The organism is Parcubacteria group bacterium, from assembly GCA_041657845.1.
In the GTDB taxonomy this organism is placed as follows: Bacteria; Patescibacteriota; Minisyncoccia; order Moranbacterales; family JAKLHP01; genus JAKLHP01.
Genome location: JBBABD010000004.1, coordinates 42,597 through 52,498, shown reverse-complemented (window position 1 = coordinate 52,498; position 9,902 = coordinate 42,597). Strand labels below are relative to the sequence as shown.

Here is a 9,902-nt window from a genome sequence, read left to right as displayed (position 1 = left end):
TTCTGGAACTCTTCCAAAAGTAAATTTCTGGCTATTCGGAAGACGTCTCCACGTATTAGCTGGAATATCATATTCCCAAGTTTCATCTTTGTACATGCCAGCTAAGGCGTATATCTTTGAGTTTTCCGAATCATAAGTAATATCCGATCCATAATACTGAGAAAAAGGGGTCTTGGTTAAATTCGACCAGGTACCGGAAGACACTGTGTATTTCAGGAAAGCCGTCTCTCCATCTCCCGGAAACATATAGACATCCGTTCCATCTGAAGTAATTCTGGCTCCGATATAAGGATAGTAAGTGGTTATTTGGCCGGAAGTGTTAATGGCCGTTGCAATACAACTTCCCCAAGCGGGCGTAGATAACCCTGAGTTGTACCTGTACATGCAAGGATTCGCTCCTCCGCGGATATAATAAATATCATTTCCGACAAATGTCAGTCCGGCTCCATCAGTAGCCGTAGCCCCAGTCGGCTGAGCTGTCATTGCCGACCATGCTGTTCCATTAAATATTTGAATGATACTGGCATTGCTGTATCTGGGCATATATATGTTTCCGGAACTATTAGCTTCACCTTTCATATCATTTCTAATTGTAAAACCCGGATTAGGAGCGCCGGTTGTCCATGAATTGCCAGTTGTATCGTAGACAAAAAAGTTAGCCGTATTATTTCCCTGGAAGGCATAGAGCTTGCTATTTACTCCTGTTTGTTTGTTCCAAATGACATCGCTTCCCAAATACAAAGCTTGGAGAGTGCCGGCTGTATTGGAAACCTGTTTCGGTCCAATCCATCTTTGTCCAGCAGTTGCCGCCGGATCAAATTTCCAAAAATCCGTCGTTCCGTTTCCTCTGAAAGCGTAAATAAGATTTTCGGTTTCATTAAAAGTTAACGACCCATAATTAACTGCTTGGGGAGTCGGATCAGAAGTTAAAACTTCCCAAGTATTGGTTGAAAGCTGATATCTAAGAAAATCCATATAGCCGTACGACCTCATAAAATATAAATACCCATTCCAATAAACTCCCTTTTGTTCTCCGTACATTGTGCAAGAACCATTACTGCACCCGCTTGATGGAATTAAAGATAGAGTTCCTCCGCCGTAGGAGGCATCTGCTATCGTATACCAATGATTAGCTGAAATGTTATAGCGATAAAAGTTTATCGAGTTGCCTCCTCGAACAGCGTAAAGATTTCCATCGCGCCCATTTACCAAATTTCCTCCGGTGCTGATTGTTAAAGTTATTGGCGCACGTCCCCTCCACTTTCCCGTTCCAATTTGATATTCCCAAAAATCAGTTGTCGCGTTTCCTCTCATGGCAAATATGCTATTACCGTCAGACGCCAATGATGCTCCCGAATATGGAGTGTCTAAAAGATCGTTGAGTTGCGTCCACTCGTTGTTCTCAATATCATAACTGTAAAATTTTTGCGAGTATCCTCCGAACATTGCATAAATTTTTCCGGAATTTGAATTGTAAACCATATCAGCTCCGTAGTATGAAGGCTGGGGAAGATCTGCCAAGTTGCTCCAAGCATTGTTGACTGTATCGTATCTCCAAAAAGAGTTTCCGGAGTATCCGCGAAAGACATAAAGGTAATTTCCAACCATTGCTGAAGTATGCCCATAAGCAATAATATCTTCCGGCGGAGTCCAAACTCGCGCGTTCCAACTTCCGGCCGGCTTAAGTTGAATTGAATCAGTTGAATTTTCTGAAGTTACTCCAGAAAATTGTCCCAGATCGAACTCCGCTTTATTTGAAATAGAAATAAATTTAGGCGCAGAAAGCACTCCGGGAATTAACGAATAAACAAGAGCCAGCGCAATTCCAAAAACAATTGAATAGACAGAAATTTTTCCGGCTACCGTAATTGATTTTCGAATTATTTTTAAAGAATTTCTTAATATTTTTTCCCACAGTAAAATTCTTTGATATGTTTTTCCAAGAACATTTTCCCCCCATATAGGACTTCTGAAAACATCATCCAAATTTCTAAACAAAAATTTTCCCTGGAAGTCGGGATTTTCTATTTTTCTTTTTTTGAATATTTTATTTTCTGTTTTCATTTCTTCTTTTATTTTGTTTTTGATCAATCAGAAACCTCCGGAGCTTGGCTCTGATGCTTATTTATGCCATACGCAAAAAATAAAAACATCAGAGACTGTTGCTCCAGCTTCTTGAAGACACAAAACTAACGATGGTCTTCACATCTTCGCTTGTGTAAACGCGCCATCCGCGTGAATCCTTCTGGGGATGAGGAATTTTTCCTTCCCTTTCCCAGCGAAGAATCGTGTTGCGATCGCGATCTACAATTTTCTCAATGTCCTTGACTCTGAGATTATTCATAATATTTTAATATTAATAATTGTTTTCATTAGATTATTTTTTCGCGCGAATATATTGAATAGATTGCATAGATTAAATATATTGGATATATTCAACGCTAAACAACAAAAAAAAGGTTTTAACACCCTCTCTATAAAGGAAATCCCCTATTTCAAGCACAGAAGAACCGCTTTATTTCACTACTATATTTTCATTATACAGCAAAAAATGGATTTTGTCAATAATTTCGTAATTTTTTCCCAATAAAATAATTTCATCTTCTGTCAACCTGCTCAAACACAATATTAGAAATATTGGAGACAATTTTTGACAAGTTTTCAAAATCTTTTCCTTTGGTCATAATACAAATCAGATAAGGCCTGTAGGGATGATATACTATCCCGCAATCATGCAGTTGCCTCACAACTTGCTTGTCTTCAGAAAAAGATTCTCTTTCTCCGAATTTATGAGAAACTAGTATGTCTTCCGGGGTTCCGGCTACAAGTCCGTTTTTATATTCAATTGTTGAAAAAAGATTCAACGCTTTTTCCGACATGCTTCTGTTCAAGTAAGAAGCGTTGTATAAAATTCTAAAAAAAGAAGCATAGTCTTTGACTGACATTGAATTGTTTGAATCATAAATGTCAGGCATATTTATTCCCAAGTCATTAAAAACTAAACTCAAGTTTTGCGGATCCATATTTTGAAACAAAAGATTAGTTGCTTCATTGTCGGAATATTTTATCATTGATTCAATCAACTGTGAAATTGCGTAACTCTTCCCCGCTTCAATATGCTCCTTGGGTCTGACTTGTTGAAAAAAACCCGGAGAAGGCTTGTCGAACAAAACTATTTTTTCAAAAATTTCCGGATCTTGTTCTGCGTATTTATAATAAGCAATTAATAGAGGAACTTTCAAAAGGCTGGCTGGAGAATATCCAGCTTGCTCGTTTATTCCAAACCAGGGACCATTTTTAAGATCTCTATAATACAATGAGATGTTGACGTCCGGATTTTTTTCAATCACTTCATCTTGAATTGTTTTTTTTATTTCTAATTCTGAAGATCTCAATATTGGCGAATCGCCTCCCATTTCGCATTCCAAAAGAGGATTAATGAAATTATATCCGGACTGTCGAATTTCCTTGCTTTGCTCATTGTTATTTCCCCCGCCTCGAGTATCATTTTTTTTTCCAACAAAAAAACCGATGGAGAATAAAATCATCGCCGATACAACAGCCACTGTTCCAAAAAAATATTTATTCTTAAATTCAATTCTACTTAGCATAAGATTATGCTTTTTTACTTTTTATGGCATTTCAATTATACCATTTAAAACTATTTTTCTAAATCCAATATTTCATCTATCCTAATCTGCGCGACAAATTCAGGAACGTGGCTCACCAAAATCATCGCACCTTTAAAAGAATCTAACGCTTTGGCGATAACAGGCAGGTGGCGAAAATTTATGTGATTAGTCGGTTCGTCTAAAATTAAAAGTCCCGGCTCTTCAAGAACCAATCGCGCAAAAGCCACCAACCCCTTCTGCCCTTCCGAAAGAGTTCCGATTTTGGCATTAATAATTGTCTTATCGATGAGAAATCCGGAGGCAACCGAACGCAATCTTTCTTCATCATTTTCCTGCATCACTTCCGCTAATGAATCATGAACCGTATCTTCAAAATTCAGTGTTGAGAAATCTTGCCGGTAATATCCAACCCTAACTTTATCGGCAATTTTGACACCTTCAGCTTTTCCGCTGGCCAGGGCTTCCAAGAGGGTGGTTTTTCCGATTCCATTGGGTCCGCAAAGAAACAAGTGCTGATTTTTTTTGAGTGATATTCGAATTTTCTTTGAAGTTGCCTCATGGTTTTTCATCACAACAACAGATGCTATATTTATAATCTCGCCGCTTAATCCTTCTTGAACCGGAATTTCAAAATTTCGAATCGCCTTATCTTCTCTTCTTACGTCAACTTTAGCTGCTTCCATTTCTGCCGCTTTATCGCGCATTTTTCTTGCAACCAAGCGCATTTTTCCTCCTTTATTGGCAAAGAAATTGGCTTTTTCTTTATTAGCAATAATCTCTTTTTCGTATTGTGCATTCTTCATTTTTTCTTTTTCAATACGATCTGCGATTTCCGCTACCACCACATAATAATCGCCGAGATATTGTTCAACTTTATGGGTAAATATATCGAGATAAATCACGCCATCTGTGAACATATTTAAAAAATCCGCATCATGAGAAATCACAATGCATGTCTTGTCACACCCGATTAAAAATTGCGTCAAGTGTTCGATTCCGGCTTTATCCAAATTATTAGTCGGCTCATCCAGGATAAGCAGATCCGGATCTTGAATAAGTGCCGAAGCTAAAAGCAGCCTTGCCTGCTGTCCACCAGAAAATGTTTTGATTATTTTATCGTGCGGAGCTTTTAAATTGACTACCTCCAGCACCTCTTTGATCCTCCGGTCAATTTCATAATCTTTTCCGGAAAAATATTTGGCAAAAAATTCCCGAACGGAGAGCGGCATAAATTCTCGGGGAATAACCTGCTTGGCATAGGCAATTTTGAGTCCCGAATCGACATAAATTGTTCCGTCATCCGGCTTCAAGGCGCCAGTTATGAGTTCCAGCATGGTGCTTTTCCCCGCACCATTCTGCCCCATCAGCGTTATTTTCGATCCGCGCCGGAGCGAAAAAGAAGCCTCGATCAAAATGGGCTTATTGCGTCCGTATTCGAAGGACACCTTATTAAATCTAACTGCAACGTCATTATTGGACATAATTTTGGAGTTACGCACTGAATTTAAATAATACCGTACTTTTATTAATTTGAAAAGGCCTCTGATGATTTCTGACGATTTCCACTCTTTTCATTTTATGTTAAAATTAAAAACGTTGTTTTAATTTTTTATTCAAAAGCAAAAATATGCAAGATATGCAAAAAGTGTTTGACGAAATTCAAGAGCTTAAAAAAAATCGCAAAGAAATCGGCAAAGAATATCGAGACGCCCTGACTCAATCCAGCGGATATGAAGACCTGAAAAATGAACTCAAAAAACTGCGCGAAAAAAAGAAACTGCTGGAATCCGGCGTGCAATCGGAAATGGGATCGCGCTATGAAGATTTCGAAAGATTCAAAGCGGGAATAGAAAGCTCAGAGCAAATGCTCACCGACATCGCCATGAATAATCTAATGGAAGGAAAAAGCATCAACCTTAAAGATAAAAACAACGTAGAGTACGAACCATCCTACAAGATTACTTTCAAAAAAATCGGATAAACGCTTGGAATAAAAACCGCTAGCGCATAAAAAAAGGAGCATATTCATATTCCAGAAATTGCTCCTTTTACTATTTAACTAGGAAAGAATTATCGAAATAACTTCACCGCCCAGCCAAACAGGCTGAATCTACTTTCGTTTTGAGTTATAAAATCATTAATTTTTGTCTGTTCCTGCTCCAATGTTTGAATCTGGGTTTGAAGCTCAGCCTTATCGCCTTCATTCGCCACTTCTCCAGCCAATCGTTTTAATTGTTCAATCTGATTTCGCGAATCAACCATCTGGCTTCGCAATTCTCCAAGGTTTTTATAACTCGTACCGATAAGAAATGTTTTTACTTTATTTCTATTTTCAATAGCATTCATCAAATCAGATGCCCGATCCTTGGTATCATTTTGCTTATTAGCAATGACTTTCACTTCCTGTCCAATGCCACCCTCCCTGTCAGCCACGGTCAATAAACTCTGAACGAAAGTAGCCACCGTATTTCGGTGCCATTCGGCGTTGAATTGTCCCTTGTTTTCCTTTTTTTCTTTCTTTTCTTTTTTTTCTGTTTCTTGAGTTGCTGTCGTGTCAGCAGTTTGAGCGGTATCGCTGGCTGTAATCGCGTTTGAGTTTTTTTCTTGATTGCTCTTGTTGCTCTGAGCTTCAGCAGCATTATCAGACTTTGCCACTGCGGTTCCTTGAATTGAAACGAAAGAAATTAACGCCCCTACGATTGCTACTGTTGAAAATAGCAACAAACTTGTTTTGTTTTTCATTATTTTTAAAGTTAATTATTGAGACCATCATATTATATCACAAATTTTGATATTTTGTTTGGGTATAAAAAATAACCCTTTGTGAGGGTTATTTTAATTGGCTCCGCGGGCAGAACCCTGTAACTATAACCGCGCCCCTTGCCTGATTTTATTTTTCTGATATAATCAAAATTGCTTTGAAAATTTAATATTCCGCGGTAGCTCAATGGTAGAGCAGTTGACTGTGAACACATTTTTTCGTGTATAATATATGCATGAAAGAAAAAAGGAAATATGCTGACCGTGCCGAGTATATAAAGAAAGCCGTATCCAAGAGAAGGAAAAAGATTAAGGATATGGCAATCGAGTACAAAGGCGGAAAATGCTTTTTCTGTGGATATAATAAGTGCAAAGATGCGCTTCAATTTCATCATCTGAATTCAAACGGAAAAGAATTTGGAGTTTCCCAATCTGGACTTACAAGAAGTTGGGATAGGGTAAAAAATGAAATTGATAAATGCATTTTAGTCTGCGCAAATTGTCATAGAGAATTGCATAGTGGGATACGCAGCCTTCCAGAGAAATTTGGAAGTGAAAAATGAGGTGAATTGCTGGAAGCCTAAAGTTTATCAGCTAAACTATGGTGATCAGCAGCCAAGTCTTAATTAATTTTAAGAAAGGTTCAGAGACTATCTCGAAAGAGAGTACCCTTCATTGGGGAAGCGCCTCACTCCTTAAACCTTAAATTAAGGAGATGATATAGTCCACCCTTATTGGAAACAGTAAGATAAGTGTAATCAATTGGTTGCAGGTTCGAGTCCTGCCCGCGGAGCACTATATTCAAAAAACGATTTTGGATCGCTTGTTAATATAGTGATCTTTTTTCAATTTATGGCCCTATCGTCTAGTGGTTAGGACAACAGGTTTTCATCCTGTAAACAGGGGTCCGATTCCCCTTAGGGCTACATAAAAAAATACTTGCTAATTCAGCAAGTATTTTTGTTTCCAAAATAATTTATTTCAAATTCTCGAACAAGACCCGATAAACGTCATTTTCCGGCTTGATTTGAAGTTCTTTTTTGTTTATTTTTTTATCGGTAAATTCTACCGGTGCATTTTCAATTACGGCCAAAGGGCATTTTTCCTTTCCCTCTCCCATAACCAAGATTGCAGCCGAAGAGAGTGAATCGGGCATATTCACTTTTTCAAATTTAAATTTTCTGCCAAAAATATCTTTTTTTCCGACATAGCTTTTAATCCCAAAAAATCCTGAATATCCCAAAGCCACTCCAACCACCCCGCTGCGCAAAGGAAAAATCCGGCTGTCAGTTATCAAAATTCCAAGTTTCTTGATTTTATGATGTTTGAGCAATATCTTCTTTAATTTTTCCGCCTCTTCATAAATCTTTTCCGGCCACAAAATTAACCCGCCGCTTTTCATATTTGATTCATCGATTCCGCCATTGGCGCACCAATGCCCGTTTTTGAGGCAAAGAAAACACCACTTGGTTTCAAAAAATTTTTCGCTTTCTCTTTTGATCCATTCGTCTTTCTCTTTCCTGTTTTTTATTTTATCCACCACTCTCCCCTGTGAAAGCGCCAATATTTTTGAAGTGACTACTAGGATGCTCCTGTTTTTCAGCGTGGGAATTTCTGAGGTGATAAAATCAGCCAAAGATTCTTTAGCTTTAAAAATTCTGGTTTTTATGGGGAATATGTTCATTTTCTTTTATTCTTCTCTCTTTTTTCTCTGGAAAGGCCGACAACGCTTTCTAATTTTCCTTTTGCTCTGTTGATAAGTGTTCCGATTGTATTTACCGGTTTTTTAAGCGCTTTGCTTATTTCTTCATATGATTTTTCCTGAAAATATCTCATTTCCAAAACCTCTTTGTATTTTTCCGGCAACTTTTTGAGCGCATCTTTCATCTCATTGCGAAGCTCCTTGCTTATCCAAACTTCCATTGGAGATTTGGCATCGGATTTGGTTTCTATTCTGTCCTTGCTGGAAACAAAATCTTCCAATGAAATAAACTTCTTGATACTTTTTCTCTTAATACAATTAACTGCCTCATTATGGGCAATTCGATAAATCCAGGAAGAAAATTTTCTTTCAGTGTCAAAATTTTCACAGTATTTGTAAACTTTCAAAAATACATTTTGGAGAAGATCTTCAGTCTCTTCTTTGTTCCCAATAAAACGATAGAGATAAATAAAAAGCTTTTTCTGGTATCGGTTAACCAATTCGTTATGCACTATTGGATTTTTGCATTTCAAAAGGATGATAAGCTCGCTATCGCTCATTTTTTTTACTTTCGCCAAATTTATGGCGCGAGACCTTATTTTTAAGCCTTTTTTTTCATTGACCATTGATTTTTTCAATCTAAGGCTTATTATCAATATATATCATTAATTAATCAAAAAAGCAATGAAAGTGCTAGGAATCGAAACATCATGCGACGAAACTGCATCATCAATAGTTGAGTGTAAGAATGGAGAAATTAATATCCTTTCCAATATCGTTTCTTCACAAGTTAAGCTCCATGCTAAATGGGGCGGGGTCGTTCCTAATCTGGCCGCGCGCGAACACCTCAAAAACATAATTCCGGTCCTGAAAATGGCGCTCAAAGAGGCTGGCATCTTGCCCACTGATTTAGACTTAATTGCTGTCACCAACGGTCCCGGACTGATTCCTGCACTGCTCATTGGAACGAATGTCGCCAAAACTCTTTCCTATGTTTGGGAGAAACCCCTCATCGGAATTCATCACATTGAAGGACATATTTATGCAAATATGATCCGCGAAATTTCCAGCAAAAAAGAAATTGATTTTCCTGTTTTATGCTTAGTGGTTTCCGGAGGCCATACTCAATTGGTTTTAATGAACAATCATTTGCAATATGAAATTATCGGACAGACCTTGGATGATGCGGCCGGTGAAGCTTTCGACAAAGTAGCCAGGATTTTGAATATTGGATACCCGGGTGGCCCAGCCATTGCTAAAAAAGCGGCAATCGCAGAATCAAGAATTATGAATTATGACTTAAGTAAAAAAAATAAAAACAATTCCATGATTCATGATTCAAAATTCATGATTCACTTGCCAAGGCCGATGCTAAATAGAAATACTTTTGATTTTTCTTTCTCCGGGCTCAAAACTGCAGTTTTGTATGAAACAAAAAAACATCCCGAACTCATTGGGAATAAAAATTACATCACTGAGATGTGCCGCGAATTTCAGCAAGCCTCCATTGACGTCCTAGTTTCCAAAACTATTAAAGCCGCCAAGGAATATAACCCGAAAACCATTCTGCTAGCCGGCGGAGTCGCTGCCAACCAAGAACTAAGAAGACAGCTAGGCGAAGCCATAGAAAATAATTTACCCGTTGCAATCTATCGGCTGCCGACTATCGAATATACCGGCGACAACGCCGCTATGATCGCTACCGCCGCCTGCTTCCGATGGAATAAAATGACAGCCGCGCAAAAAGAAAAAGCTCTCCAAAACTGGAAAAATTTAGACACCGACGCAAATTTGAAGCTGAAATAATT

10 protein-coding genes and 1 tRNA gene are annotated in these 9,902 nt (G+C 38.1%); 4 read left to right on the top strand and 7 right to left on the bottom strand.

Features of this window, described 5'->3' with window-relative positions:
* From WC906_01435 to WC906_01420, 4 genes are all read right to left on the bottom strand, one after another.
* The coding region (locus tag WC906_01435; GenBank protein ID MFA5777083.1) for a hypothetical protein at window positions 1–2,091 on the bottom strand (2,091 nt) is incomplete at its 3' end.
* Between the two features lie 61 nt (window positions 2,092–2,152).
* Entirely contained in the window at window positions 2,153–2,344 is a 192-nt protein-coding gene (locus tag WC906_01430) for a MerR family transcriptional regulator (GenBank protein ID MFA5777082.1), read from the bottom strand.
* Window positions 2,345–2,597: 253 nt separating this feature from the next.
* Window positions 2,598–3,611, bottom strand: coding sequence for a serine hydrolase (locus WC906_01425; GenBank protein ID MFA5777081.1), 1,014 nt, complete (start codon window positions 3,609–3,611; stop codon window positions 2,598–2,600).
* 50 nt (window positions 3,612–3,661) lie between these two features.
* Window positions 3,662–5,113, bottom strand: a complete 1,452-nt coding sequence (locus WC906_01420) for an ATP-binding cassette domain-containing protein (GenBank protein MFA5777080.1) — start codon at window positions 5,111–5,113, stop codon at window positions 3,662–3,664.
* Between the two features lie 146 nt (window positions 5,114–5,259).
* Here WC906_01420 and WC906_01415 point away from each other — a divergent pair, with 146 nt between their 5' ends.
* Window positions 5,260–5,613 carry a hypothetical protein gene (locus tag WC906_01415; protein MFA5777079.1) on the top strand — a complete coding sequence of 118 codons (354 nt, stop codon included), beginning with the start codon at window positions 5,260–5,262 and terminating at the stop codon, window positions 5,611–5,613.
* 89 nt (window positions 5,614–5,702) lie between these two features.
* Here WC906_01415 and WC906_01410 read toward each other — a convergent pair whose 3' ends face one another.
* Complete coding sequence (locus tag WC906_01410) at window positions 5,703–6,374, bottom strand: hypothetical protein (protein MFA5777078.1); 672 nt, start codon at window positions 6,372–6,374, stop codon at window positions 5,703–5,705.
* A gap of 254 nt (window positions 6,375–6,628) precedes the next feature.
* On the opposite strand from WC906_01410, the gene WC906_01405 reads away from it, so the two are divergent.
* The gene (locus WC906_01405) at window positions 6,629–6,955 is read left to right on the top strand and encodes a hypothetical protein (GenBank protein MFA5777077.1); all 327 of its coding nucleotides are present in this window, start codon (window positions 6,629–6,631) and stop codon (window positions 6,953–6,955) included.
* A gap of 291 nt (window positions 6,956–7,246) precedes the next feature.
* Window positions 7,247–7,318 (top strand) — tRNA-Glu (locus tag WC906_01400).
* 50 nt (window positions 7,319–7,368) lie between these two features.
* Here WC906_01400 and WC906_01395 read toward each other — a convergent pair.
* Window positions 7,369–8,076, bottom strand: coding sequence for a coenzyme F420-0:L-glutamate ligase (locus tag WC906_01395; GenBank protein ID MFA5777076.1), 708 nt, complete (start codon window positions 8,074–8,076; stop codon window positions 7,369–7,371).
* Complete coding sequence (locus tag WC906_01390) at window positions 8,073–8,720, bottom strand: RNA polymerase sigma factor (protein MFA5777075.1); 648 nt, start codon at window positions 8,718–8,720, stop codon at window positions 8,073–8,075. Before WC906_01390 ends, WC906_01395 begins: the two co-directional genes overlap by 4 nt.
* Window positions 8,721–8,778: 58 nt before the next feature.
* On the opposite strand from WC906_01390, the gene tsaD reads away from it, so the two are divergent.
* Window positions 8,779–9,900, top strand: coding sequence for a tRNA (adenosine(37)-N6)-threonylcarbamoyltransferase complex transferase subunit TsaD (gene tsaD / locus WC906_01385; GenBank protein MFA5777074.1), 1,122 nt, complete (start codon window positions 8,779–8,781; stop codon window positions 9,898–9,900).
* Window positions 9,901–9,902: the final 2 nt, after the last annotated feature.

Excerpts from the sequence above, each read along its gene's own strand:
- WC906_01430 (MFA5777082.1), bottom strand. The coding sequence starts at position 2,344 with ATGAATAATCTCAGAGTCAAGGACATTGAGAAAATTGTAGATCGCGAT.
- WC906_01425 (MFA5777081.1), bottom strand. The coding sequence starts at position 3,611 with ATGCTAAGTAGAATTGAATTTAAGAATAAATATTTTTTTGGAACAGTG.
- WC906_01420 (MFA5777080.1), bottom strand. The coding sequence starts at position 5,113 with ATGTCCAATAATGACGTTGCAGTTAGATTTAATAAGGTGTCCTTCGAA.
- WC906_01415 (MFA5777079.1), top strand. The coding sequence starts at position 5,260 with ATGCAAGATATGCAAAAAGTGTTTGACGAAATTCAAGAGCTTAAAAAA.
- WC906_01410 (MFA5777078.1), bottom strand. The coding sequence starts at position 6,374 with ATGAAAAACAAAACAAGTTTGTTGCTATTTTCAACAGTAGCAATCGTA.
- WC906_01405 (MFA5777077.1), top strand. The coding sequence starts at position 6,629 with ATGAAAGAAAAAAGGAAATATGCTGACCGTGCCGAGTATATAAAGAAA.
- WC906_01395 (MFA5777076.1), bottom strand. The coding sequence starts at position 8,076 with ATGAACATATTCCCCATAAAAACCAGAATTTTTAAAGCTAAAGAATCT.
- WC906_01390 (MFA5777075.1), bottom strand. The coding sequence starts at position 8,720 with ATGGTCAATGAAAAAAAAGGCTTAAAAATAAGGTCTCGCGCCATAAAT.
- tsaD (MFA5777074.1), top strand. The coding sequence starts at position 8,779 with ATGAAAGTGCTAGGAATCGAAACATCATGCGACGAAACTGCATCATCA.